This is a genomic window from Streptomyces sp. NPDC056061, assembly GCF_042266885.1.
GTDB lineage: Bacteria > Actinomycetota > Actinomycetes > Streptomycetales > Streptomycetaceae > Streptomyces.
In genome coordinates, this window is record NZ_JBHJWQ010000006.1 from 32,085 (window position 1) to 57,020 (window position 24,936).

A 24,936-nucleotide genomic window follows, 5' to 3' on the forward strand; every position below is an offset into this window, starting at 1 on the left:
CGCCCCTCCGTAAAAGTGGGGGCCGGCCCTTAAGGGCTGTCTCCTCGGACAGGGCTGCCGGGAAACATGAGGGCGCCCGCCGGGCTCACGGTCGGTTCCGTGTGCGCGGCGGGCGCCGGTAGATGCGGGCCGGAGCGGTCCTGGATCAGGTGCTCCTCAACCCTGAGGGGATCGACTTCAGTTGGTGCGGCGTCGGCGCTTGCCGACCCCGAGGACGAGTCCACCGGCGGCCGGCAACGCGGCACCGACCCCGAGGAGGGTGAGTGCCTGTGCACCCGTGGATGCCAGCCACCCGGAGGACTTGGAGGCCGACGGAACCGGTCCGGTTCCCGGGACGTTCGGGGTGCCGGGCCCGTTCGGGGCACCCGGTCCGTTCGGGACGCCCGGTCCGGCGGGCTTGCCGTCCGGCGTGATCTTCACCGTGGCACCGGCCTCGGGGGAGAAGACCTCCTTGTCGCCCGACTTCCCGGAGGCCGTTGCCTTGTTGACGGCCTTTCCGTTCGTCACGTCCTTGGCGGTGATGGTGTGCGCCGGGGCGGTGCAGTCCATCGACGCCCCCGGTGCCAGGCTGGTGGCCGGGCAGGCCACCTGGCCCGCGGTGGGGTCCGACACCCTGATGTCGGTGACGGTGCGGGTGCCCGTGCCCCGGTCGCCGCGTCGTAACCCGTATGGAAGACATTCGGGTTCGTCGTACACGTGACAGTGGGCACCGCTGCCCGTGCAGGCCCCGGAGCCCTCCCGGAGTCCGCATGAAAGATCCGCAGCCCTCACGAAATGCCCCGGTGGGACACCCCGACGACACCCGATCGGCATTCGGACGGCCCCCGGGGAACACCCTCGAAGGCCACGCTCCCGAACGACCGCACACAACTACGCCAATCGGCTCGGCAGTTCGAGCCAAGGTCTCCCCAAGCCCGCATACCGACGAGTAATGTTCACGCTTCCGAGCACTCCCCCACCCCGCACTCCTGCCTTGCCGTCCAGCCAGGAACCGAGCCACGCAAGGAGCAGCACCCCCATGTCGCACGGAAACCCCCCGCCCCCGTCCCCCTACTCCTCCTGGCCCGGACGGCCGCAGCAGCAGCCGCCCCGGGGGCACCGGCCCCCGCCCCCGCAGCAGGCCGACTACCTGCTGCCCTGGCAGCGCTCCCGGCCCGAGCCGTTCCCCGGGCCGTACCCGGACCCGCCGCACGGCCCCGCAGCACCCGGCACCGCCCCGGCCGCCGCCACAGTCCGCCATGGCGACCTGCGTCGGCTGCGCACCTCCTACCGCCAGGTCAGGCGCATCGCCGTCCTGACCGCACTCGGCTACTTCGTCGCCTTCCTGCTGCTCTCCGGCTTCGCCGGGGGCCAACTGGGCCGCCCCCTGTTCGGTGGCCTCAACCTCGGCCTGGCACTCGCGCTCTGCCAGCTTCCCGTGACCCTGCTCGCCATCGTCCGGTACGAACGGACCACCCGCCGCACGGTCGACCCGCTCGCCGCCCGGCTCCGGAAAGAGGCTGCGGACCAGTGAACGGATTCGACGACTCCGCCCGGTCGATGTCCCTGGTGGCCTTCCTGGCCGTGGGAACCCTCGCCCTGCTGCTCTGCGTGATGACCGGCCCCGACCGGGACGACCTCGACGAGTTCTACTCCGGCTCGCGCACCCTGTCCCCGCGCCGCAACGGCCTCGCCCTGGCCGGCGACTACCTCTCCGCCGCCACCGTCCTCGGCACCACCGGCATCATCGCCCTCACCGGCTACGACGGGATGATCCTCGCCCTGAGCATCACCCTGTCGCTCGTCCTGCTGATGTTCCTGCTGGCCGAACCCCTGCGCAACACCGGCGGATTCACCATGGGCGATCTGCTCGTACGCCGCGCCCCCGGCCGCGCGGTCCGCATCGCCGCCTGCGCCACCACACTCGCCGCCCTCATCCCGATGATGGTCGTCCAGCTCGCCAGCACCGGCGACCTGCTCGCCTTCATCCTCGGATGGGACACCTCCGGATTCCGCTCCGGCGCCATCATCGGCCTCGGCGTCCTGATGATCGCCTACGCGGCCATCGGCGGCATGCGGGGCACCGCCCTGATCCAGATCGTGAAGACCGTCGTCCTTCTCGTCGCCGCGTCCACCATCGCCGTACTGATCATGAACCGCTTCGACTGGAGCACCGCCTCCCTGCTCGCCGCCGCCCGGCAGGGCAGCGGCGAGGGAGCCGCGTACCTGCGCTCCGGGCTCCAGTTCCAGGGCAGCGGACTCGACATGGTGAGCTCCGAGCTGACCGTGGTGCTCGGCGCCGCCTGCCTGCCCCACGTCACCATGCGCATGACCAGCATCCGTTCCTCCCCCGCCGTCCGCCGCTCGCTGTCCTGGGCGGTCGGCGTCGTGGCCGGAATCTGCCTGCTGCTCGTCGTGATCGGCTTCGGCGCCGCGGCACTCGTCGGCCACGACGGCATCACCGCCGCCGGAGCGTCCGGGAACAGCGCCGTCCTCCAGGTCACCGGCGCCGTCGCGAGCGGCGGACGGGCGGGCGCCCTGATCGTCACGACGATGACGACGGCGATCTTCCTGACCCTGCTCGCATCCGTCGCCGGAATGATCCTTGCCTGCGCGAACTCCCTCGCCCACGACCTCTTCGCCCACGGCCTGCGCGGAATGCGCCGCCCCGGCGCGAAACCGCTCGCCGGCCGCACCGAGATGCGCACGGCACAGGCGTCCGCGATCGTCGTCGGGCTGCTCGCCACCACCCTCGCCGTCGTCGCCCGGCACTGGAACGTGCAGGCCCTTGCCACGCTCGCGTTCTGCGTCGGCGCGTCCGCCCTGGCCCCGGCCCTGATCTACAGCATGTTCTGGCGACGCTTCACCCGCACCGGCCTGCTGTGCACCCTGATCGTCGGCACCACCACCGTCATGGTGCTGATCACCGGCACCAACCTGGTCTCCGGCTCGCCCTCCTCAGTCTTCCCCGACCACGACTTCAACTGGTACCCGTTCACCACGACCGGGCTCGTCTCCATCCCTGCCGGTTTCCTCGCCGGCTGGCTCGGCACCGTCCTGCCCCGGCACACCGCCCCCACCGCACGCCGGCTGTACCAGGGAGAGGAACGCCGCATCCTGACGGGCGGGTCACCGGCACCGCACGACTGAGCACCACCACGCACCACCACGCCCGGCCCCCACGGCCCCAACCGCCCGCCCCGGCCCCGGTCCGCCGCCGAGTCCGGGCCACCTGCCCGGTGGGCGCCGCCCCGGAGCCACCCTCCCGGTGGGCGCCGGGCCCGGACACCTGCTCCTCAGGTCGTCGGCTCAGTCCGCCGCCGGGTCCTGGGACACCCGCCCGGTGAGCGCCGCGAGCGAGTTGCGCACATGCGCCATGTGCGCGTGCAGCTCCTCGCGCGCCTCCTCGTGCTCCCGCAGAATCCGCTCCGTCTCCCGGACCACCCGCTCCTCACGCATCCGGCCCTCCGCGATCAGCTCCGCCGCCCGCGCCTCGGTGTCCTCCCGGCGGTGCCGCGCCTCCTCCTCAGCCCGGGCCAGCTCCCGCCGCGCCTCGGCCAGCCGGTCCTCCGCCCGCCCGGTCAACTCCTCATGGTGCGCCACCTGCGCCGCGTCTGCCTCGTCCAGCTCGTCCTCGGCCGACTTCCACCGCTCGGCGTGCTCCTGCTCCTGATGGGCGAGAACGCTCGCGGTACGACGATGTGTCTCCTCCATCATCGACCGGGACTCCTCCCGCACCCCCTCGGCCTCCGCACGGGCCTCGGCGACGATCCCCGTCGCCTCCTCGCGGGCCCGGGACAGCGTCTCGTCGCCATGCTTCCCGGCCGCCTCCCGAAGCGCCTCGGCATCCACCCGCGCCGACTCCCGCAGCGCCCGGCCCGCCTCCTCCGCCGCGTCCCGCAGCGCCCGGGCCTCCTCCTGGGCAGCCCCGTTCAAGGAATCCGCCTCGCTCTGCGCCAGCGCCAGAATCCGCTGGGCACGCTCGCCGAGCGACGCGTAGTCCTGCGGGGCGAGCGTCGCGACGACCTCGCCCAGCCGCACCGCCTCGGCCGACAGCTCCTCCACCTGTGCGGTCAGCGCGGCCAGCCGCTCCCGCGCCTCGTCCCGCTCCGCCACCAGCCCGGCCATGGCGCGTTCCACCTGCTCCGGACGGTAACCACGCCCCCGCATGCCGACGAAGCCAAGCCCGGACACCGGTGCAGAACTCATCCCTGAAGCCTCTTTCCGACTCGCCGACCATCAGCAATACGTCAAGGATGCGGCAATTCGCACAGAAGTCGGAATCGATCAGCTGCTTTCAAGACGGAAGCGACAGGCATCACAGACCCCGTACGACACAGACCCCGGCCCCTCCCGGAACCGGGCACCACACCCGCGGAACCACCGCCCCGGACCCGATCCGACGGACCGCCCGGTGCGGGCCACCGTCCCGCGCCCACCGGATCGCCCCGCCCGATCGGCCCGCGATCAGTTCGCCGGATCGGCCCGTCGAATCATTCCGCCGGATCAGCCCACCGACACAGCCGACCCGCCGACACCGCCCCGCATCAGATCAGCCCGTCCCACATCTGCTCCAGGAGAACCGACCACCAACTCTCCGGCGACGCCAGCGCCGCCGCGTCCAACGCCGCCAGCTGAGCCTGGAAATCGACAGTCCAACGGCCCGCCTGCTCCGGGTTCAGCCCGAAACGCAGCCGCCACATCCGACCCAGCAACGCCATCGAACGCTGGAACTCCGGCAGCCCGGTGTTCACGAACTGCGGCGCCACCGACTGCCCGCCCGGACCCGCCTCGACCGGCACCGCCACGATGTTGGCCGTGCCGTACTGGACACAGATCGCCCGGCCGAAGTCGGTTCCCATCACGAGGTACGACCCCGCGTCCGGCGCGGCCTGCACCTGCCGCTGCGCGGCCAGCTCACCCAGCGTCGGCACCACCGGCTGTCCGGGCTGCGCCCAGAAGAACGGCCCGAAGTCGGCGGGCAGCCCCGCCCACACCAGCGTCCGCGCCACCGGCTCCGGCACGCCCTGCCGGGACACCGCGCGCTGGTCGAAGCGCAGGATGCCCTGCGGCCCGAAGCTCTGCAACAGCTCCTGGGCGACGGCCTCGGGCGGCACCGCCGGAGCGGGCGCCACCTGCGGCAGCGGCGCCCGTACCGGCGCCGGACGCGACGGACCGTCCGCCACCTGATGCAGCTCGCCCTGGTGCGTCAGCAGATGCTGCATGCCCTGCTGCCGGCTCGCATGATCGGTGCCGTACGGAGCGACGCTGGTGATCCGCACCTGCGGCCACGTCTCACGGATCATCCGCGCGCAGTAACCACCGGGCAGCTCGCACGACTCCAGCTCGGTGTGCAGCTCGATGACCTGCTGCGGCGGCACGTTCATGGCCCGCAGCTCATGCAGCATCTGCCACTCCGGGTGCGGGGTGCCGGGCGCCGAACGACGGATGAGCTGCTGCTCGCTGCCGTCGGGCGCGCGGTAGCGCAGCACGGCCTGGTAGCCGGGACCGACGGTCGGCTGCCCGCTCGGCTGCTGCGGATACCCGTACGCCGGAGGCGGCGGGGTGTGGCCGGGCGGCGGCACGGGCCCCGGGCCGCCCTGCGGCGCTCCGGGCGGGCCGGGAGGAGCGGGCGGGCCGGGAGGCTGAAGGGTCCCCTGCCCGCCCATGCTCGGGTCCGCGAGCATGGTCGCCGCATGATGCACCCCGCCACCCGGCGGAGGCGTCGCACCCGGAGGCGGCACCGCAGCACCCGGAGGACCGGGCGGACCAGGCGGACCAGGCGGACCAGGCGGACCAGGCGGACCGGGCGGCGGCGGAGTCACCTCACCAGCACCACCCGGCACACCCGGAACTCCCGGCACACCCGGAGCACCGGGCGGGCCAGGGGGACCGGGAGGCTGGAGGGCCCCCTGCCCGCCCATGCTCGGATCGGCGAACACCGTCGCCGCATGATGCACCCCGCCACCCGGCGGAGGCGTCGCACCCGGAGGCGGCACCGCAGCACCCGGAGGACCGGGCGGACCAGGCGGACCGGGAGGCGGCGGAGTCACCCCACCAGCACCACCCGGCACACCCGGAGGCATCGGCGGCTGCGGAGCGCCAGGGGCCCCCGGCGCGTCCGGCAATCCCTGTTCGGAAACGAGCTGCGTCGGCAGATACCCACCGGCCGGGGCACCCGGCGCACCCGGCCCCGAGGGCGGCGGCACCGGCGCACCCGGACGAGCACCGGGCGCCCCCGGCGCTCCGGGCGGCGGCGGCGTCGACGGACCGCCCCCGCGCGCGCCGCGCGGCGGCACGACGGCCCTGCTGGTGGACGCGTCCGCGATGTCACCGGCACCCGGCCCGGGAGCCCCCGAACCATCGGGCGCCTCCGGAACCGGCGCCCCCGAGGCGGGCTCGTCGCCGCGTCGCGGCCCCAGGCCCGGAACGATCGCCGTCGGAGGCAATTGGCTGCCACCCGACATCAGAGCGGTCGGCGCCTCGGCCGGAACCACCGGCGGCGGAGTGCCCTCGTCGTCGGCACCCGAGAGCGGCGGCGCGAACACCGTGGCCGGCAACGGCACCGCGCCCTCGTCCGAACCCCCGTTGGTGTCCGTCCCGTCCCACGGGGTGGAACCCGCCGACACCCCCGGCGCCGACGCCGGAACACCGTCGTTCGCGGTCGGCTCGTACGCGACCGGAGAAGACGGCACGGCGAACGAAGGCGGCGTGGCCGACGACGGCGAGGAAGCGGAAGAAGAAGGCGAAGAGGGCGAAGAGGGCGAAGAGGGCGGCGAGGAAACGGGAGCGGAGGAGGACGGCGCACCGGGGAGGGCCGCACCGGCCGACTCCCCGTCCCGACCGTCCCCGGCATCCCGGCCGGTCCCACCGCCCCGGCCCTCCCGCTCGGCCCGGTGATCCGGAATACCCAACTTGTCGGCCGCCTCCTGGAGCCACTCCGGAGGGCTCAACAGGAACGACGTCTGATTCAGATCGACCCGCTGCGGCGGCTCCGGAGCAGCCGGCCCGGCAACGACCGACCCGTACTCCTCCTCGTACCGCCGGATCACCTCACCCACCGGCAACCCCGGCCACAGCGTCGCCTCACCACTGTCCCTGGCGATCACCAGCCGCTGACGACCGCCGTCCGAGACCGGACCATCGACACGGTCCTCGCCCCACACGACGAAACCCAGCTCGAACTCCCGCACCCGCACCTCGCGGTGCTGATACGCGGGCACCTCACCATTGATCCACTCATCGGCGCGCTCCTGCGCCTGCGCGAACGTCACCACCACGCTCACCCCTCCACCGGGACGGCCCGCGCGAAGCCACCGTCCACCATCAGGTTCGCCACGGTCTCCAGCTCCGGCGGATTGCCCGCCAGACGCTCCAGGAACACATCGAAATCGTCACCGCACGGCAGCAACAGCCGATCCACCCGCTCCTGCACGGTCCAGCCGTCCCGGTCCCGGGCGTCGTCGTACGCACAGAACCAGACCGAGCCGATCCCGCCGCCCCTCACCTTCACCGCGAGCAGCCCGCCCTGCACGAAACCGACCCCCAGGAAATCCTTCGTCAGATGGTCCCGCAGGCACTTGTTCACATACACCAGATCATTCACGGCGGCCTCATCGCGCACCGTGAAGAACGGCTGGTCCACCAGCAGCCCCAGCTGCGCGTCCAGCGCCGTACCCACCGGCGCCGAACCACCCGCCGCCTTCAGGAACGAACGATAGGCACCCGGCAGCCGGTATCCGAGATCCTCCTCGACCCCCAACACCTGCTGCTCGCTCACCGCCACCGCACCCTTCGGCAGGCGGAAGTGCGCGGGCCGGGTCTCCTGCAACGGCCGGGTACCCCGCTTGTTCTGGTCGACCGCGGTCGCCGCAAGCCCGGCATGATGCCTCAGCAACGCCTTGACCTCGACCGGGATCAGCTCCATCCGCCGACCACCGGGAACGTGGTGCCACGTCCAGCCGTGCGGCGTCGCCACCGCCGGAATCGTGTCCCACAGCTCATGCCCGCTCGCCGCCAGCGCCGCGTTCGCCGAGACGTAGTCGGTCAACCGCAGCTCATCCACACCGAAACCCTGCGGGGGCTCCGCGATCTCCGCCGCAGCACGCGCGTACGGCGAAAAATCCGGACTCCCGCCCGCATCCATCCGCACACCGCCGGGATGGCGGGCCGCCCGGACCGGGTCCGGGAAATGCACGAGCTGCCCGGCGTAGGCCGCGTTCGGTGGCGCGGCTTGCTGCCCGAGCCGACCTGTCGTCATGGCGTTGCCCCCTGCTGCGTCCGGCTGGTGACGACCGACCCGCCACGCGTGTCTTCCACACTGCCCAGGGGGACGGTCCGGGCACAGCCTATGCGGTGCCGCAAGCCCCCGACCCGCCCATACGCCCCCTCCTCCCCATCCGTCACGAACCGTCACAGCGATGTGACGGACGAGCGACCGCCCACCCCCACGAGCGACACAAAGCCTCATAACCCCTCCCCAGCTTCCCCACGAGCCCGGACATTTGGCAGGCTGTCACCGCGACTCGGGGGCGTGCACATCACGCGGCCACCGCCGCGGGCACGGGAGGGAAAAGCGCCATGCACACTGCACAAACAGTTACATCCGGGGATCCCCGCCTCAGCTGGAGCAGCACCCGCACCAGCCACGCACCCCACCTGCGCCACCGCCGCGACGGCATCCTGCCCGCGGTGGCCGCGGCCCTGTCCGTACGCGGCGAAACCCTCACCTGCACCGCCGGCAAGGGCGACCAGCCACCCGCGCTCCACCCCCTGGTGCAGGACTTCCTCGACGCCCTCACCAGCAAGCAGCGCGAACGCTTCACCGGCCGCTGCCCCGAAGCCATACTCCTCTCCCGGCACCTCACCGCCGCCGAATCCGCCCGCTCCAAGCGCGCCCGGCGCAAACCCCTCACCAACGGCGAGGCCCGCCGCGCCCTCAAACACTCCCGCCTCACCGCACGACACATCCGCGAGGACGGCGACCCCCTGCACGGCAGCTACGCATCGCCGTGCCGCTCCTGCACGGCGATGCTCGCCCACTTCGGCGTACGTCCCGTCGACGTCACCACGGACGGGACGGCGACCACCGCCGAGAAGGGCTGACCACGCACCGATGAACGACCGACCCGCCCCGCCCGTACCCGGGCAGGCACCCCCCACCGACCGCCCCGCACCGTCCCGCTTCCCCGCAGCCGTCGACACCGCCCTGCGCACCGCGGGCTGGCAGCCCGGCCGCTGGGACATCCGCCGGGCCGAGGAATGGGCCGACGCCCTGCGCTCCCACCAGTCACCCGCCGGACACCGGCACGCCGTCTTCCCGGCCGCCGTCGAGGCATGGGCCGAATTCGGCGGACTGCACATCAAGGCCACCGCACCCGGCCGGCAGATCGCCCCGGCCCCCGTCCGCATCGACCCGATGAACGGCCTCCACCTCGCCCGCACCCTCGGCGACCTCGGCCGGGCCCTCGACACCGAGGTCAGCCCCCTGGGCGAGGAGGGAAACGGACAAGCCGTCCTCGCCATCGACGCCGAGGGCCGCGTCTACAGCGTCGACCACACCGGCGACTGGTACCTCGGCCCCGACATCGACCAGGCCCTGACCGCACTCGTCACCGGCATCCAGCCCGAACGCCTCGCCCTCCCCGACTGACGCCCCACCGACCGGGCGACCGCACACCGGAACCACCCGCCCCCACACCGCCCCGGCCCCTCGGCCGACACGCCCCGCCCCACCACATCACGCCGACGACGCGGCCCCGCGGTCCGGCAGCACCGCCGACACCCGGAATCCCCCCGCGTCCGTCGGCCCCGACACGAACACACCCCCCAGCCCCTGCACCCGCTCCCGCATGCCGACCAGCCCGTTGCCACCGCTCGGCAACCCCGCATCCGCCGTCGCCGCGTCCGACGGACCGTTCTCCACCTGCATCGCGACCTCCGCACCCCGATGCGCCAACCGCACCCACGCCTTCGCACCCGCCGCATGCTTGTGCACGTTCGTCAACGCCTCCTGCACCACCCGGTACGCCGTCTGCTCCACCTCCGGCGCATACGGACGGGCCTCACCGTCCACCGACAGCTCCACCGTCATACCCGCCGCCCGGGACTCCCCCACCAACTTCTCCACCTCGGACAGCCGGGGACCGTCCTCCACCACGGCAGCCGCCGCAGCTGCCGCCGCCCGGCCGACCGAAGCCAACGGCACCTGCGCCGAACGGGACACCACCGGCTCCCCCGACCGCAGCACCCCGAGCATCTCCCGCAGCTCCGTCAACGCCTGCCGGCCCATGTCGCCCACCAACGCCGCGTTCCGCACCGCCTTCGCCGGATCCTTCGGCGCCACCGCCTGGAGCGCCGCGGCATGCACCACCATCAGGCTCACCCGGTGCGCCACCACGTCGTGCATCTCCCGGGCGATCCGGGTCCGCTCCTCCGTACGGGCCCACTCGGCCCGCTCCTCGGCCCGGTCGGCGAGCAGCGACAGCTCCCGCTCCAGCGAGTCCGCCCGCTCCCGCAGGCTCTCCATCAGCCGCCGCCGAGCCCCTATGTACAGGCCGAACAGCACCGGCGGCGCGGTGAGCCCCAACGACATGATCAGGGAGATCACCGGCACATACCCGTCGCCCGGCCCGAAATCGGCCTGCTCGGAGACGCTCTGCCGCAACCGCACGTACGTGACGATGAACGTCCCCGCGAACGACATCCCGGTCAGCACCGCGGTGATCCTGCGCGGCACCTCGGAGGCGGCCAGCGTGTAGAGGCCGACCAGCCCCATCAGGAAACCCATCTCCGCGGGCGTCGTCGCGATCGCCACCAGCACCACGACGATCGGCCAGCGCCGCCGCACCACCAGCACGGACCCCGCCAGCAACCCGAACACCACGCCGACCGGCAGCGGCAACGCGGTGTCGGCCGCGAACTCCACCCCTTCCAGGGCGCACTCCAGCGCCGACAAGAGCCCGAGCCCCACATCCAGTGCGACACTCCGCCGCCGTCCCCACCACGCATAGCCGCGGGCGGTCGTACCCACGCCTTCCTGGTATGCCCCCGTTGCGGTCATGCCGTCCACCCTACGGGCGCCCGCACCTCATTCTCGGACGACCGGGACAGCACGCCCGTCCGTCGAACAGGGACAGAACAGCCACGTATCGCTTGAAATGGTGAATCGAGCAGGCTTTCGCACCGGACGTCCGCATTCCGGACAACGCTCGGCGCATGACGGAAATCACGGGCAAGTACGCCGACTTCGAAGGTCTGCGCGAGAAGGCCGTCGCCCTGCGAAGAGCCGGCCTCAGCCGCCGCCAGATCCGCGATCGCCTCCTCGTGGGCAACAACGACATCCTCAACCGCCTGCTGGAGGGCGAGCCCGCCCCGGAGTGGACCAAGCGCCCCAACGCCAAGGACGACCTGCGCGAGAAGGCCCGGGAACTGCGCCTCCAAGGCTGGACATACGACCGGATCCAGGTCGAGCTGGGCTGCTCCAAGAGCTCGATCTCCTTGTGGGTACGGGATCTGCCGAAGCCCGTCCGTAGCCGCACCGCCGCCGAGCAGGCCCGGCTCGCCGGACGGATGCGCTGGGACCACGAGCTGGCTGTGCGAGATGCAGAGCGCCGGAAGACCAAGGCCGCCGCGAAGGAGGAGATCGGCGCAATGACGGACCGCGAGCTCTTCCTGGCCGGAGTTGCCCTGTACTGGGCAGAAGGGGCCAAGGACAAGCCCTACGATCGACGCGAGACCGTTGCCTTCATCAACAGCGACCCTGACGTGATCACGGTCTTCCTGGCCTGGCTGGACCTGCTCGGAGTGGCAGCGGAACGCCTGTCCTACCGCGTGATGATCCACGAGTCCGCGGATGTGAACGCTGCCGAGCAGTACTGGGCCGACCTCGTACGCATCGATATCTCCGCATTGCAGAAGACCACTTTGAAGAAGCACAATCCGAAGACCGTCCGAAAGAACGTCGCGGAGGGCTACCGGGGATGCCTCGTCATCCGCGTCTCTCAGGGCGCCGCCTTGTACCGCTGCATCGAGGGATGGTGGTCCGGCTTGGCTTCCGACGCCAACGCCCGGCTCCGGCGCGGCTATCGACCCGGTAAGGTTTAAGCAGTGATCCGCCGTGGGGTAGCGGCATCCCGCAGGCCTTTGGAGCCTTGAGACGCTGGTTCGAATCCAGCCGGCGGAGCCCACGGGTGCGGGCCCCGGCCGTCAAGGCCGGGGCCCGCGCCCATGTCCGGCCACAGGCGCCCCGGTATCCTGCGGATGTCCACCACCCGAAGCCGAAGGGCATTTCCGTGAGCTCCGAACGCCCGGCAGCAGTCGTCGTCCTCGCAGCGGGTGAGGGCACCCGCATGAAGTCGAAGACCCCCAAGGTCCTGCACGAGATCGCCGGGCGTTCGCTCGTCGGCCATGTCGTCGCCGCCGCCCGCACCCTGGACCCGGCCCATCTCGTCGTGGTCGTCGGCCACGAGAGCGAGCGGGTCACCGCACACCTCACCGCCGTCGACGACCAACTGCGCACCGCCCACCAGGCCGAGCAGCGGGGCACCGGCAACGCCGTGCGCGTCGGGCTCGACGCGCTGGGCGGGACCGTCGAGGGCACCGTGATCGTCGTCTGCGGCGACACCCCGCTGCTGTCGGGCGAGACGCTCGCCGCGCTGGCCGCCACCCACACCGCCGACGCCAACGCCGTCACCGTGCTCACCGCCGAGGTCCCGGACTCCACCGGCTACGGCCGCATCGTCCGCGACCCGGCGACCGGCGCGGTCACCGAGATCGTCGAGCACAAGGACGCGGACGAGGCCCAGCGGGCGATCCGGGAGATCAACTCCGGGGTCTTCGCCTTCGACGGCCGGCTGCTCGCGGACGCGCTCGGGAAGGTCCGCACGGACAACAGCCAGGGCGAGGAGTACCTCACCGACGTGCTGTCCATCCTGCGCGAGGCCGGCCACCGGGTGGGCGCCTCGGTCGCCGGGGACCACCGGGAGATCCTCGGCATCAACAACCGGGTGCAGCTGGCCGAGGCCCGGCGGCTGCTGAACGGGCTGCTGCTGGAGCGGGCCATGACGGCCGGGGTCACCGTCGTCGACCCGGCGTCCACGCTGATCGACGTCACCGTCACGTACGAGCGGGACGCGATCGTGCACCCGGGCACCCAGCTGCTGGGCACCACGCATCTCGCCGAGGACGCCGAGGTCGGCCCGAACTCGCGGCTGAAGGACACCGTCGTGCGCGCGGGCGCGCGGGTGGACAACACGGTCGCGGACCAGGCGGAGGTCGGCGAGGGGGCGACGGTCGGCCCGTACGCCTATCTGCGGCCGGGCACGCGGCTCGGGGCGAAGGCCAAGGCCGGTACGTACGTGGAGATGAAGAACGCCACGGTCGGCGAGGGCAGCAAGGTCCCGCACCTGAGCTATGTCGGGGACGCGACGATCGGTGATCACACCAACATCGGTGCCGCGAGCGTGTTCGTGAACTACGACGGGGTGGCCAAGCACCACACCACGATCGGCTCCCACTGCCGTACCGGCTCGGACAATATGTTTGTGGCTCCCGTCACGGTCGGGGACGGCGTCTACACCGCGGCGGGGTCGGTCATCACCAAGGACGTACCGGCCGGTTCGCTGGCCGTCGCCCGGGGCCAGCAAAGGAATATCGAGGGCTGGGTGGCCCGGAAGCGGCCGGGGAGCGCGGCGGCGCAGGCGGCTCAGGCGGCCACTTCGGAGCAGACGAGCGAAAGCTGACCGGAAACAGGTACGTCGAGCACGGCGTACCGTGATAGGTGCTCACCCCATTTCGGCTGGCTCGTCGCAGATCGGGACACTGCGCGCGGCGCCAGGAACACGTCTGAGGAGACTGTGCTGTGACCGGGATCAAGACGACCGGCGAGAAGAAACTGATGCTCTTCTCCGGCCGCGCCCACCCCGAGCTTGCCGAGGAGGTCGCACATCAACTGGGTGTCGGTCTCGTGCCGACGAAGGCCTTCGATTTCGCCAACGGTGAGATCTACGTCCGCTTCCAGGAGTCCGCGCGCGGCGCCGACTGCTTCCTGATCCAGAGCCACACCGCTCCGATCAACAAGTGGATCATGGAGCAGCTGATCATGCTGGACGCGCTGAAGCGCGCGTCGGCCCGCTCCATCACGGTGATCGTGCCGTTCTACGGGTATGCGCGTCAGGACAAGAAGCACCGGGGCCGTGAGCCGATCTCGGCGCGTCTGGTGGCCGATCTGATGAAAACGGCGGGTGCGGACCGGGTGCTCACGGTCGATCTGCACACGGACCAGATCCAGGGCTTCTTCGACGGCCCGGTGGACCACCTGTTCGCGCTGCCGATCCTTGCCGACTACGTCGGTGCGAAGGTCGACCGTTCGAAGCTGACGGTGGTCTCTCCGGACGCGGGCCGGGTGCGGGTGGCGGACCGGTGGTGCGACCGTCTGGATGCTCCGCTGGCGATCGTGCACAAGCGTCGTGACAAGGACGTGGCCAATCAGGTGACCGTCCACGAGGTGGTCGGCAACGTCAAGGGCCGGGTCTGTGTCCTGGTGGACGACATGATCGACACCGGTGGCACGATCTGTGCCGCGGCGGACGCGCTGTTCGCGCATGGTGCGGAGGACGTCATAGTGACGGCGACGCACGGTGTGCTGTCGGGTCCGGCGGCGGACCGGCTGAAGAATTCGAAGGTCAGCGAGTTCGTGTTCACGGACACCCTGCCGACGCCGGGTGAGCTGGAGCTCGACAAGATCACGGTGCTGTCGATCGCGCCGACGATCGCGCGTGCGGTGCGCGAGGTGTTCGAGGACGGTTCGGTGACGAGCCTGTTCGAGGAGCAGTAGGCAGTAGGCGTGGCGGGTCGGTAGATCCGTTTTGGGGTGCGGCCTCCGCGCCGGGTAGACTCTTGGGGTTGCTCGGCGAGGGAGGCCGTACTCGTATGTACGGCGGTCCGTTATCGACGCGCTCTTCGTAGCAGGCCTGTCGTGGGCCGGGTGACCGTCCGAGTGTTGTCACCTTACGAGGAGTGCAGTCATGGCTGAGGTCAAGCTCGCCGCCCAGGTTCGTACCGAGTTCGGCAAGGGTGCCGCGCGTCGTGCGCGTCGTGCCGGTCAGGTTCCCGCGGTCGTCTACGGTCACGGTGCCGAGCCGGTTCACATTTCGCTGCCGGGTCACGCCCTGATGATGGCGCTCAAGACGGCCAACGCCCTGATCGGTCTGGACATCGACGGCAAGGACGCGCTGGTCATCCCGAAGGCGGTGCAGCGCGACCCGCTCAAGGGCGACATCGAGCACGTCGACCTGCTGACGGTCAAGCGTGGCGAGAAGGTCGACGTCGAGGTCGTGGTGCACGTCGAGGGCGATCTGGCTCCGGGCAGCAACCTGCTGGAGTACGTCATGAACACCCTGCGCATCCAGGCCGAGGCCACCCACATCCCCGAGTCCGTCACGGTCTCGATCGCGGGTCTGGACGCCGGTGCGTCGGTGTTCGCCAAGGACATCGCGCTGCCCGAGGGCTCGACGCTGGTGGACGACGAGGAGGCCATCGTGCTCCAGGTCGTCGCCGCGCAGGCCGAGGAGCCGGCCGCCGAGGCCGCCGAGGGCGAGGGTGCCGGGGCCTGAGCCTCGCTCGTTCCGCTTCATTGACGGGGCGGCGGTTTCTCCGTTCGGGGTCCGCCGTCCCGTTTTCCTGTCGACCGGGCCGTCGGGGTCCGGTGTCCGTCCGTGGGTGAGGAGACCGAGCCGAGATGTCCGATGCCACTGCTCCCTGGCTCGTCGTGGGCCTGGGCAATCCCGGTCCGGAGTATGCGGCGAACCGGCACAACGTGGGTTTCATGGTCGCCGATCTGCTCGCCGAGCGGATGGGTGGGAAGTTCAAGCGGGCGCAGAAGGCGCAGGCGCAGGTCGTGGAGGGGCGGGTGGGGCCGCCGGGGCCGTCGAGTCGCCGGGTGGTGCTGGCCAAGCCGATGTCGTACATGAATCTGTCCGGTGGGCCGGTGTCGGCGTTGTGTGATTTCTACAAGGTGCCGGTGGACCGTGTGGTGGCGGTGCATGACGAGTTGGACATCGATTTCGGGACCTTGCGGTTGAAGTTGGGTGGGGGTGACAACGGGCACAACGGGTTGAAGTCGATGACGAAGTCGTTGGGTGCCGGTTATCACCGGGTGCGGTTCGGGATCGGTCGTCCGCCGGGCCGGATGCAGGTGGCGGATTTCGTGTTGAAGGATTTTTCGTCGGTGGAGCGCAAGGAGCTGGCGTACTGCGTGGACCGGGCGGCGGATTCGGTGGAGTGTCTGTTGGCGGAGGGGCTGGAGCGGGCGCAGGGGGCGTACAACTCCTGACGTTCGCCGGTCCGGTGTGTGCGTGAGGTGTTCGTGGCACGGGCCCGATAGGCACACAAGCATGGACATTTCGGTCGGCGGTCCGGGGTTTTCCGGCCGCGAGTTGACCCGGTGCGCCGCTCTGCCCAAGGATCGCTGCCCATGAAGCGGAGCTCCTCCCACCGCGCCCTGGCCCCTGCCCGTACCGCTGCCATGGGCTTTGTCGTCCTGTTGCTGCTCGTCGCGGGGGTGCGGTCCTCGTGGGACACGGCGCACCACATCGTTCTGGACAAAGGTCGCGAGCACGGCACGATGACCGTGACGGGGTGTGGTGCGGAGGTGTGTACCGGGCCGTTCGCGCCGTCGGGTCAGGCTGCCGCGCGGGGGCGGGTGACGGTGGAGAAGTCGGTCGGGGCGCGGCGGGGTGATCGTTTTCCGGTGGTGGTGCGGCCGGGGACGGATGATGTGGTGCGTTCGGGGGTTGCGGGGTTCTTGCACGCGTGGGTGCCGCTGGGTGGTGCGCTGGTGCTGGCGGCGTTGGTCATCGGGGGTGGTATGCGGCTGACCCGGGTCGCGTGGGGTACGGGGATTGCGGGGGCGGTTCTGTTGGTGGCGACGTTCTTCGCGTTGTGACGTTTTTCGTGGCGTGAGGGAGCGCCGTGTCGGCGGGCTGTGGCAGCTCGTCGGCACGGCGCTCCGTGGTGTGTGTTGCCGGGGTGTGGTCAGCCGGTGTTGCGCAGGCCGGCGGCGACTCCGTTGACGGTGAGGAGGAGGGCTCGGGCGAGCAGCGGGTCGGGTTCTTCGCCGCGTTCGGCGGCGGCGCGCTGGCGGGCGAGCAGGGAGACCTGGAGGTAGGAGATGGGGTCGAGGTAGGCGTCGCGGATGGCGAAGGTCTGCTGGAGGACGGGGCTGGTGCCGAGGAGTTCGGTGGCGCCGGTGACCTTCAGGACTTCCTGGACGGTGAGGGCGTGTTCGGCCTCGATGTCGGCGTAGACGTGCTTGAGCTCGTCGGGGACGAGGGTGTCGACGTAGTGGCGGGCGATGCGCAGGTCGGTCTTGGCGAGGGTCATCTCGACGTTGGAGATGAAGTTGCGGAAGAAGTGCCAGTGTTCGTGCATTTCTTCGAGGACGGTGTCGAGGCCGGCTTCGCGCAGGGCCTTGAGGCCGGAGCCGACGCCGTACCAGCCGGGGACGATCTGGCGGGACTGGGTCCAGCCGAAGACCCAGGGGATGGCGCGGAGTCCGTCGAGTCCGGCGCCGGAGTCGGGGCGGCGGGAGGGGCGGGAGCCGAGGTGGAGTTCGGCGAGCTGGTCGACGGGGGTGGAGGCGAAGAAGTAGGCGGGGAGGTCGGGGTCCTCGACGAGCTTGCGGTAGGCGGCGTGGGCGGCGTCGGAGACGGTGTCCATGGCCGCGTCCCAGCGGGCGAGGGCTTCGTCGGACTGCCGGGGTGCGGTGTGCAGGGCGGATGCCTGGAGGGTGGCCGCGACGGTGAGTTCGAGGTTCTCGCGGGCGAGGGCCGGGATGAGGTACTTGTCGGAGATGACCTCGCCCTGTTCGGTGACCTTGATCTCGCCTTCGAGGGTGCCCCAGGGCTGGGCGAGGATCGCGTCGTGGGAGGGGCCGCCGCCGCGGCCGACGGTGCCGCCGCGGCCGTGGAAGAGGCGCAGGCGTACGCCGTAGCGGTGGGCGACGTCGCGCAGGCGGCGCTGGGCGCGGTGGATTTCCCACTGGGAGGTGGTGATGCCGCCGAACTTGGAGGAGTCGGAGTAGCCGAGCATGACCTCCTGGACGTCGCCGCGCAGGGAGACGAGGCGGCGGTAGGAGGGGTCGGCGAGCATCTCGTCGAGGATGACGTCGGCGGCGCGGAGTTCGTCGGTGGTTTCCAGGAGCGGGACGATGCCGATCTTGGCCCAGCCGGCGTGGAGGTCGAGGAGTCCGGCCTCGCGGGCGAGGACGGCGGCGGCGAAGACGTCGTCGGCGCCCTGGCACATGGAGATGATGTAGGACTCGATGACTTCGGGTCCGAAGCGTTCGAAGGCTTCCTTGATGGTGTGGAAGACGCCGAGGGTCTTCTCGCCCGCGGCGTCGAGGGGGGCCGGGGTGGGGGCGAGGGGGCGGCGGGAGCGGAGTTCCTTGGCGAGGAGCTTCTGCCGGTAGTCGCGGGGCATGTCGGCGTAGCGCCAGGATTCCTCGCCGAGGCGGTCGAAGAGCTGGCCGAGGGCGTGGTGGTGGGCGTCGGCGTGTTCGCGGACGTCCATGGTGGCGAGCTGGAGGCCGAAGGCGGCGAGGGTGCGGATGGTGCGGTCCATGCGTCCGTCGGCGAAGAGGCCGCCGCGGTGTTCGCGCAGGGAGGTCTGGATGAGCTGGAGGTCGGCGAGGAGGTCGGCGGTACCGAGGTAGTCGCAGCCGGGGCGGTGGGGGGTGCCGCCGGCGAGGCGTTCGCGAGTGTTGACGAGCTTCTGCCGGATGCAGGTGGCCTTGAGGCGGTAGGGCTCCTCGGCGTTCAGCCGCTTGTAGCGGGGGCTGATCTCGGGGAGGCGTTCGAGGTCCGCCTGGAGGGAGGTGAGGAGTTCGTCGGTGGCGCCGGTGTAGCGGATGGAGTTGGAGAGCTGGGCGCGGAGGTGGTCGACGAGTTCGAGGGCGTCGGTGATGCCGTGTTCGTGCTGGAGGATGAGGACTTCGCGGGTGACGGCGGGGGTGACGTTGGGGTTGCCGTCGCGGTCGCCGCCGATCCAGGTGCCGAAGGTGAGGGGGCGGGTGCCTGCGGGGAGTTCGACGCCGACGCGTTCGAGTTCGGCGGCGAGGTCCTCCAGGACGTCGCCGACGGCGCCGAGGTGGAGTTCGTCGAGGTAGTAGATGGCGTTGCGGGCCTCGTCGGCGGGTTCGGGCCGGACGACGCGGAGTTCGTCGGTCTGCCAGATGAGGTCGATGTTCTCGGCGAGGCGGAGGTCCTGGCGGCGCCGGTCGGCGTCGATGACGGGGGTTTCGAGGAGTTCGGCGATACGGCGGAGCTTGTTGAGGACGGAGCGCCGGGCGGCCTCGGTGGGGTGTGCGGTGAAGACGGGTCGCACGTTGAGGTTCTTGACGGTCTCGCGCAGGTGCTGCGGGTCGGCGTCCTTGAGGCGGTCGGCGGTGCGGGCGAGGAGCCCGCCCTCGGCGGCGCGGCGGTCGCGCATCTCGCGGGCGCGGTGGACCTGCTCGGTGACGTTGGCGAGGTGGAAGTAGGTGGAGAAGGCGCGGACGAGGCGTGCGGCGGTCTCCAGGTCCGTGTCGCCGAGCAGTTCGGCGGCGGCCTCGCCGTCGGTGCGGGTGAGGGCACGGACGCGTTCGACGAGGTCGAGGAGTTCCTGGCCCTCCTGGCGTACCAGGGTCTCGCCCAGCAGGTCGCCGAGGCGGCGGATGTCGGCGCGCAGCGCGGGGCTGGCGGCGGGGGTCTGGTCGGCACTGCTCACAGTGTGCGGCTCCTTGCAGTGAATGAGGAGGTGCGTCGCGTTGCGGCTGCCACCGAAGGGTGGTGGTGGAGGCCGCGCGGGCACGGGGTCTCCGGGGCCGCGGCCGGCGGCGGTGCCGACGCCACCCCGGAAAGCGGAGTGCGGACCGCGCTGTCCGACTCCACCAGGATAGGTGTCCACGTCGTCGGCACCGCTGGCGCCCCGTTCGGGTTTTCCCGTACGGGCGCGTCGTCGCGCTCTCGTGCGGTGGGGCGTCGCGCTGTCATACTTACGTAACCGTAGGTTACGGAACCGTAGCCGGACCTGTCCGTCGCATTCCTCATCCCCAGGGGACCCCCCATGAACACCAGCCCCGTGCTGCTCGACGATGCCCAGCCACCGGGGGCCGACGGCCCTGCTCTTCCGTCCGCCACGCTCGGCGGGGACAGCAAGCGGTCGGTCGAGCAGATCGCCCTTCTGCTGTTCATCGTGGTGCCGTTCCTGGCCTTGGTGGCGGCGGTGCCGCTGGCCTGGGGGCGGGGGGTGAGCTGGCTCGATCTGGGTCTGCTGGTGGCGATGTATTTCATCGGCTGCCATGGCATCACGATCGGCTTCCACCGCTATTTCACGCATGGTTCGTTCAAGGCGAGGCGTCCGTTGCGGATCGCGTTGGCGGTGGCGGGTTCGCTGGCCGTGGAGGGGCCGCTGGTGCGGTGGGTGGCGGATCATCGCAAGCATCACCGTTTTTCGGACGCGGAGGGTGATCCGCATTCGCCGTGGCGGTTCGGCGAGTCGCTGCCGGCGTTGTGCAAGGGGCTGTGGTGGGCCCATATCGGATGGATGTTCGATTCCGAGCAGACGCCGCAGCACAAGTACGCCCCGGATCTGATCAAGGATCCGGGGCTCCGTGCGGTCTCGCGCCACTTCGCCACCCTCACGGCCGTGTCGCTGGCGGTTCCGCCGCTGGTGGGTGGGCTGGTGACGTGGTCGTGGTGGGGTGCGGCGACGGCGTTCTTCTGGGGGTCCCTGGTCCGGGTGGCGCTGCTGCACCACGTCACCTGGTCGATCAACTCGATCTGCCACGCGGTGGGGAAGCGCCCGTTCCGGTCCCGTGACCGGTCGGGGAACGTGTGGTGGCTCGCGGTGCTGTCGTGCGGCGAGTCGTGGCACAACCTGCACCACGCGGATCCGACGAGCGCGCGGCACGGTGTGGAGCGGGGACAGATCGATTCGAGCGCCCGGTTGATCCGCTGGTTCGAGAAGCTGGGGTGGGCGTCGGACGTGCGCTGGCCGGACGCCGCGCGGATCGAGTCCCGGCGTATCGGCGCCCGCCGCGACCGTGCGCACGCCGACGCGGCATGATGGACGACGTGGCGACCGACTCCAGAACCAGCAGCGAGACCACCCGTTCTCCCTCCTCCCGGCGGGCCCGCCGGGTCAGGATGACCGGCAAGGAACGCCGCGAACAGCTGCTGGACATCGGGCGCACCCTTTTCGCCGACAAGGGTTTCGAGGGCACCTCGGTGGAGGAGATCGCGGCCCGCGCGGGCGTGTCGAAGCCGGTGGTGTACGAGCACTTCGGCGGCAAGGAGGGGCTGTACGCGGTGGTCGTCGACCGCGAGATGCGGCGGCTGCTCGACATGGTGACCGGTGCGCTGACGGCGGGCCATCCGCGGGAGCTGCTGGAGCAGGCGGCGTTCGCGCTGCTGGACTACATCGAGACGTACACGGACGGTTTCCGCATCCTGGTCCGGGACTCCCCCGTCGCCCAGTCGACGGGCACGTTCGCGTCGCTGATCAGCGATATCGCCACGCAGGTGGAGGACATCCTGGGCCTGGAGTTCAAGGCCCGCGGCTTCGATCCGAAGCTGGCCCCGCTGTACGCGCAGGCACTGGTGGGGATGGTGGCGCTGACGGGGCAGTGGTGGGTGAACGCGCGCAAGCCGAAGAAGGCGGAGGTCGCGGCCCACCTGGTGAATCTGGCCTGGCACGGCCTGGAGAACCTGGAGTCGAAGCCGCGGCTGATCGGCCACCGGAAGAACTGAGCCATCGGCGCTCGGGGGGTGCTCACTCGTTGTGACGACGCCGCGTCGAAGCGCCTCGTGCTGTGGCGCGCAGGGCCGAGAATCCCGTCCATGGGAGGAATCGTGACCGCCGAGCCGATCGCCGGGCACAGCAGCCGCTGCCGGTGCCGCCCCAGGACGGATACGCGGTGGACGACCTGTTCACCCTGCCCGATCTCCCACCGCTGCCCGCCCCGGAGGCCGCACGACCCGGCCCCTCCGGCCGAACGCCGCCGGTCCGGGGACACGGCCCGGGGCGGGCAGCGGCGGGACAGGCAGGTTCCCCGGTTCACCCGCCCAGCGGCTCCAGGAACTCCAGCCGGTTGCCCACCGGGTCGTGGCTGAAGAAGCGGCGGTGGCCGGGCAGGTCGTCGTCCCATCGCACCGGGGCTCCGTGGGCCTCCAGCCGGGCGGCGTACGCCTCGATGCCGGTGACGCGCAGGCCGGGGTGGGCCTTGCGGGCGGGGCGGAAGTCCTGCTCGATGCCCAGGTGGAGCTGGACCGGTCCGGCCTGGAACCAGCAGCCGCCGCGGGCGGCGAGGGCCGGGGGCTTGGCGGTCTCCGTCATGCCGAGGGCGTCGGCGTAGTAGGCGCGCAGGCTGTCCTCCGAGCCCGCGGGGGCGGCCAGCTGGACGTGGTCGAGCGCGGCGATCATGAGTTCTCCTTGTGGGCGACGGCGAAGACGCGGCGGAACGGGAAGACGGTGCCGTGCGGGCCGGCCGGGTAGGCGGTGCGCAGCAGGTCGCGGTACTCGGCGAGGAAGGCGTCGCGGGCCTCGGGGTCGTCGTCGAGGACGGTCAGGACGGGGCGCAGGCCGGTGCCCTTCACCCAGTCGAGTACCGGGTCCTGCCCGTGCAGCAGGTGCAGGTAGGTGGTTTCCCAGACGTCGGCCGTGATGCCGGGGCCCGTGAGGGCGTCGAGGTAGGCGGTGGGGGCGGGTACGGCGTCGGCGTGGCGCAGGACGCCGTGCAGGCGGTCGCGCCAGCGCGGGGAGGTGGCGAGTTCCCGCATGAGGACGTGGGAGGGCTGGTCGAAGTTGCCCGGGACCTGGAGGGCGAACGTGCCGCCCGGGGTGAGGGCGTCCAGCCAGGCGGGGAAGCGTGCGGTGTGGCCGGGGACCCATTGGAGCAGGGCGTTGGAGACGATCACGTCGAAGGGTTCGGCCGGGACCCAGGTGGTGGCGTCGGCCTCGGCGAAGTCCAGGAGCGGCCCGGCGTGCGTCCGGGCGCGTTCGAGCATCTGGGGGGAGTTGTCGTAGCCGGTGATGCGGGCCCTCGGCCAGCGGTGGGCGAGGAGGACGGTGGCGTTCCCGGCGCCGCAGCCGAGGTCGGCGACGCGGGGTGCGGGGGCGGCCGGGGGTTCGGGGACGCGGGCAAGGAGGTCGTGGAAGGGGCGGGTGCGGTGATCCGCGTGGCGCAGGTACTGCTGCGGATCCCAGAGGGGTGTGCTCATGGCTTCAGCATCACGCCGATATTATCTTGATGTCAAGACACTTGAATTCAAGAGACTTCATGTCGACAGACCCTCTACACTGATCGACATGGAGGACGAGGTCGACCGACTGGTCGCTGCATGGCGCCGCGAGCGCCCCGACCTCGACGTGGAACCGCTCGAGGTGCTGAGCCGCGTCTCGCGCCTGGCCCGCCACCTGGACCGGGCGCGCCGGATCGCGTTCTCCGAGCACCACCTGGAGCCGTGGGAGTTCGACGTCCTGACGTCGCTGCGCCGCGCGGGCGCCCCCTATCAGCTCTCCCCCGGCCAGCTGCTCACCCAGACGCTGGTCACCTCGGGCACGATGACCAACCGCATCGACCGGCTGGCCAAGAAGAACCTCGTCGAGCGGCTTCCCGACCCGAACGACCGGCGCGGGGTGCTCGTCCGGCTCACCGCCGAGGGCCGCGACAAGGCCGACCAGTCGCTCGCCGGTCTGCTCGCCCAGGAACGCGCCATCCTGGCCGAACTCTCCTCTCAGCAGCGCGGCGAACTCGCCGGTCTGCTACGCCAGTTGACTGCCCCGTTCGACAACGTCCCCGGATAGGGCGGCTCCGGAAGGTCCCGGGGCCGCCGCCTCCAGGTCGACCGGCCCGATGCCCGCCCGGCGCGCCAGCGCGACCGCGGCCAGCGTGGAGTGCACGCCCAGCTTCCCCAGTACGTTCTGCATGTGCGTGCGCACCGTGTGCGGGGAGAGATAGAGGCGCTCCGCCACCGCCTTGCGCCCCAGCCCCGCCACCATGCAGCGCAGCACCTCGCGCTCGCGCGGGGTCAGCGACTCGACGAGCCGCTCGCTCTCGGTGCGGTGCTTGCGGGCCGCGGTCAACTCCCGCAGGACGCCGGTCAGCAGGGCCGGGGGCAGATGCGTCTCGTCGCGCAACACCCCTCGGACGACGGTGAGCAGCCGTTGCAGCGAGCAGTCCTTGGCGACCCAGCCGGAGGCACCGGCCTGGAGGGCGAGGGCGGCCCGGTGCGGGTCGTCCTTCTCGGCGAGCACCACCGTGCGCACGGAGGGCCGGTCGACGTGGACGCCGGCGACCAGGGAGATGCCGTCCACCGGGGCGTTCTCCCCGGCGCGCGGCACCGGGACGGGTGCGTGGCGACCGCCCGCCGCGGTCAGGATGCCCAGTTCGGCGTCGACCAGCATCACGTCGTAGCCGCGCCCCTCGGCGGCCGCCCGTTCCAGACAGCGCAGCGCGGCCGGGCCGCTGCCCGCCGCCGACACCTCGACGTCGGGCTCGGCCGCCAGTGCCGCCGCCAGCGACTCGGCGAAAATGCGGTGGTCGTCCACCACGAGAACACGGATTCGAACCACGGGCACCCCCTGCTGCCTACGCTGCCGGGCCGCCCCGGCCCGCCGAAGGGACGGGAACGGCGCGGGTACGGTCGCCCGGATGGGAGAGACGGACCGCAGCCCCACGGCCGCCGCCGTGCGTCGACTGCCACCCGTCCCGGGCGCCGTACCCGACTGTCTCGTACCCCTGAATCGGCACCGGCCCCCACCGGTGCTGTGCATCAGGGTACGGCGCGGCGACCGGCGCGGAAGGCGATTCGCAGAACTGACCGGCACCTGCCGGTCGGTGGCCGGTGCCGGCCGGTTCGTCGTGCGTTCGTGGCCGGGACCGTCCGGCGGCGGGTGGGGGCGTGGAACGACCGGCCG

22 protein-coding genes, 1 tRNA gene and 1 pseudogene are annotated in these 24,936 nt (G+C 71.4%); 15 read left to right on the forward strand and 9 right to left on the reverse strand.

Annotation, left to right across the window (positions count from 1 at the left end; all coding sequences use genetic code 11):
• Window positions 1-177 precede the first annotated feature (177 nt).
• A complete protein-coding gene (locus ACFC79_RS11710) occupies window positions 178-612 on the reverse strand; it encodes a hypothetical protein (protein WP_376238365.1) in 435 nt (144 codons plus the stop codon).
• 406 nt (window positions 613-1,018) lie between these two features.
• On the opposite strand from ACFC79_RS11710, the gene ACFC79_RS11715 reads away from it, so the two are divergent.
• Together ACFC79_RS11715 and ACFC79_RS11720 are read left to right on the forward strand one after the other, a co-directional pair.
• Window positions 1,019-1,513, forward strand: a complete 495-nt coding sequence (locus ACFC79_RS11715) for a DUF485 domain-containing protein (RefSeq protein ID WP_376238366.1) — start codon at window positions 1,019-1,021, stop codon at window positions 1,511-1,513.
• Window positions 1,510-3,129: a cation acetate symporter gene (locus ACFC79_RS11720; protein ID WP_376238368.1), complete on the forward strand. Its 1,620-nt coding sequence runs from the start codon at window positions 1,510-1,512 to the stop codon at window positions 3,127-3,129. Before ACFC79_RS11715 ends, ACFC79_RS11720 begins: the two co-directional genes overlap by 4 nt.
• A 159-nt stretch (window positions 3,130-3,288) precedes the next feature.
• Here the strand turns inward: ACFC79_RS11720 and ACFC79_RS11725 are convergent, their stop codons facing one another.
• The 3 genes from ACFC79_RS11725 to ACFC79_RS11735 all read right to left on the reverse strand — a co-directional run bounded on the left by ACFC79_RS11725 (window position 3,289) and on the right by ACFC79_RS11735 (window position 8,239).
• A complete protein-coding gene (locus tag ACFC79_RS11725; RefSeq protein WP_376238370.1) occupies window positions 3,289-4,188 on the reverse strand; it encodes a cellulose-binding protein in 900 nt (299 codons plus the stop codon).
• A gap of 338 nt (window positions 4,189-4,526) precedes the next feature.
• Window positions 4,527-7,256 (reverse strand): SUKH-4 family immunity protein, encoded by a 2,730-nt coding sequence (locus tag ACFC79_RS11730; protein ID WP_376238927.1) that lies wholly within the window; start codon window positions 7,254-7,256, stop codon window positions 4,527-4,529.
• 5 nt (window positions 7,257-7,261) lie between these two features.
• Window positions 7,262-8,239 (reverse strand): SMI1/KNR4 family protein, encoded by a 978-nt coding sequence (locus ACFC79_RS11735; RefSeq protein WP_376238373.1) that lies wholly within the window; start codon window positions 8,237-8,239, stop codon window positions 7,262-7,264.
• A gap of 320 nt (window positions 8,240-8,559) precedes the next feature.
• On the opposite strand from ACFC79_RS11735, the gene ACFC79_RS11740 reads away from it, so the two are divergent.
• Both ACFC79_RS11740 and ACFC79_RS11745 read left to right on the forward strand, forming a co-directional pair.
• Window positions 8,560-9,084 carry a YwqJ-related putative deaminase gene (locus ACFC79_RS11740; RefSeq protein ID WP_376238374.1) on the forward strand — a complete coding sequence of 175 codons (525 nt, stop codon included), beginning with the start codon at window positions 8,560-8,562 and terminating at the stop codon, window positions 9,082-9,084.
• 10 nt (window positions 9,085-9,094) lie between these two features.
• Window positions 9,095-9,631: an SUKH-3 domain-containing protein gene (locus ACFC79_RS11745; protein WP_376238377.1), complete on the forward strand. Its 537-nt coding sequence runs from the start codon at window positions 9,095-9,097 to the stop codon at window positions 9,629-9,631.
• 87 nt (window positions 9,632-9,718) lie between these two features.
• Here ACFC79_RS11745 and ACFC79_RS11750 read toward each other — a convergent pair whose 3' ends face one another.
• Entirely contained in the window at window positions 9,719-11,041 is a 1,323-nt protein-coding gene (locus ACFC79_RS11750) for a sensor histidine kinase (RefSeq protein WP_376238380.1), read from the reverse strand.
• A gap of 155 nt (window positions 11,042-11,196) precedes the next feature.
• On the opposite strand from ACFC79_RS11750, the gene ACFC79_RS11755 reads away from it, so the two are divergent.
• The 7 genes from ACFC79_RS11755 to ACFC79_RS11785 all read left to right on the forward strand — a co-directional run bounded on the left by ACFC79_RS11755 (window position 11,197) and on the right by ACFC79_RS11785 (window position 16,924).
• Entirely contained in the window at window positions 11,197-12,084 is an 888-nt protein-coding gene (locus ACFC79_RS11755; protein WP_376238382.1) for a hypothetical protein, read from the forward strand.
• Between the two features lie 7 nt (window positions 12,085-12,091).
• Window positions 12,092-12,163, forward strand: a tRNA-Gln gene (locus ACFC79_RS11760).
• Between the two features lie 109 nt (window positions 12,164-12,272).
• The gene (gene glmU / locus ACFC79_RS11765) at window positions 12,273-13,721 is read left to right on the forward strand and encodes a bifunctional UDP-N-acetylglucosamine diphosphorylase/glucosamine-1-phosphate N-acetyltransferase GlmU (RefSeq protein WP_376238385.1); all 1,449 of its coding nucleotides are present in this window, start codon (window positions 12,273-12,275) and stop codon (window positions 13,719-13,721) included.
• A gap of 119 nt (window positions 13,722-13,840) precedes the next feature.
• Window positions 13,841-14,815, forward strand: a complete 975-nt coding sequence (locus tag ACFC79_RS11770) for a ribose-phosphate diphosphokinase (protein ID WP_376238387.1) — start codon at window positions 13,841-13,843, stop codon at window positions 14,813-14,815.
• A 190-nt stretch (window positions 14,816-15,005) separates the two neighbouring features.
• Window positions 15,006-15,593, forward strand: a complete 588-nt coding sequence (locus ACFC79_RS11775) for a 50S ribosomal protein L25/general stress protein Ctc (RefSeq protein ID WP_376238390.1) — start codon at window positions 15,006-15,008, stop codon at window positions 15,591-15,593.
• Window positions 15,594-15,718: 125 nt separating this feature from the next.
• A complete protein-coding gene (pth, locus tag ACFC79_RS11780; protein WP_376238392.1) occupies window positions 15,719-16,312 on the forward strand; it encodes an aminoacyl-tRNA hydrolase in 594 nt (197 codons plus the stop codon).
• Between the two features lie 141 nt (window positions 16,313-16,453).
• On the forward strand, window positions 16,454-16,924 hold the full coding sequence (locus ACFC79_RS11785; RefSeq protein WP_376238395.1) for a hypothetical protein: 471 nt from the start codon (window positions 16,454-16,456) through the stop codon (window positions 16,922-16,924).
• Window positions 16,925-17,013: 89 nt separating this feature from the next.
• On the opposite strand, the gene ppc is transcribed toward ACFC79_RS11785, so the two are convergent.
• Window positions 17,014-19,743, reverse strand: coding sequence for a phosphoenolpyruvate carboxylase (ppc, locus tag ACFC79_RS11790; RefSeq protein ID WP_376238396.1), 2,730 nt, complete (start codon window positions 19,741-19,743; stop codon window positions 17,014-17,016).
• Between the two features lie 339 nt (window positions 19,744-20,082).
• Between ppc and ACFC79_RS11795 the strand changes: the two genes are divergently transcribed.
• The 3 genes and pseudogenes from ACFC79_RS11795 to ACFC79_RS11805 form a co-directional block, all read left to right on the forward strand.
• On the forward strand, window positions 20,083-21,084 hold the full coding sequence (locus ACFC79_RS11795) for an acyl-CoA desaturase (RefSeq protein WP_376238399.1): 1,002 nt from the start codon (window positions 20,083-20,085) through the stop codon (window positions 21,082-21,084).
• A complete protein-coding gene (locus tag ACFC79_RS11800; protein WP_376238400.1) occupies window positions 21,081-21,767 on the forward strand; it encodes a TetR family transcriptional regulator in 687 nt (228 codons plus the stop codon). Before ACFC79_RS11795 ends, ACFC79_RS11800 begins: the two co-directional genes overlap by 4 nt.
• 102 nt (window positions 21,768-21,869) lie before the next feature.
• Window positions 21,870-21,970, forward strand: a pseudogene (locus ACFC79_RS11805) (Uma2 family endonuclease); the annotation flags it as partial.
• Window positions 21,971-22,074: 104 nt separating this feature from the next.
• Here ACFC79_RS11805 and ACFC79_RS11810 read toward each other — a convergent pair.
• Both ACFC79_RS11810 and ACFC79_RS11815 read right to left on the reverse strand, forming a co-directional pair.
• Entirely contained in the window at window positions 22,075-22,440 is a 366-nt protein-coding gene (locus ACFC79_RS11810; RefSeq protein ID WP_376238402.1) for a VOC family protein, read from the reverse strand.
• Entirely contained in the window at window positions 22,437-23,237 is an 801-nt protein-coding gene (locus ACFC79_RS11815) for a trans-aconitate 2-methyltransferase (protein WP_376238404.1), read from the reverse strand. Before ACFC79_RS11815 ends, ACFC79_RS11810 begins: the two co-directional genes overlap by 4 nt.
• An 88-nt stretch (window positions 23,238-23,325) precedes the next feature.
• Between ACFC79_RS11815 and ACFC79_RS11820 the strand changes: the two genes are divergently transcribed.
• Window positions 23,326-23,823, forward strand: a complete 498-nt coding sequence (locus tag ACFC79_RS11820) for a MarR family winged helix-turn-helix transcriptional regulator (RefSeq protein ID WP_376238407.1) — start codon at window positions 23,326-23,328, stop codon at window positions 23,821-23,823.
• Here ACFC79_RS11820 and ACFC79_RS11825 read toward each other — a convergent pair.
• Window positions 23,782-24,591, reverse strand: a complete 810-nt coding sequence (locus ACFC79_RS11825; RefSeq protein ID WP_376238410.1) for a LuxR C-terminal-related transcriptional regulator — start codon at window positions 24,589-24,591, stop codon at window positions 23,782-23,784. The genes ACFC79_RS11820 and ACFC79_RS11825 overlap by 42 nt on opposite strands.
• Between the last annotated feature and the right edge of the window lie 345 nt (window positions 24,592-24,936).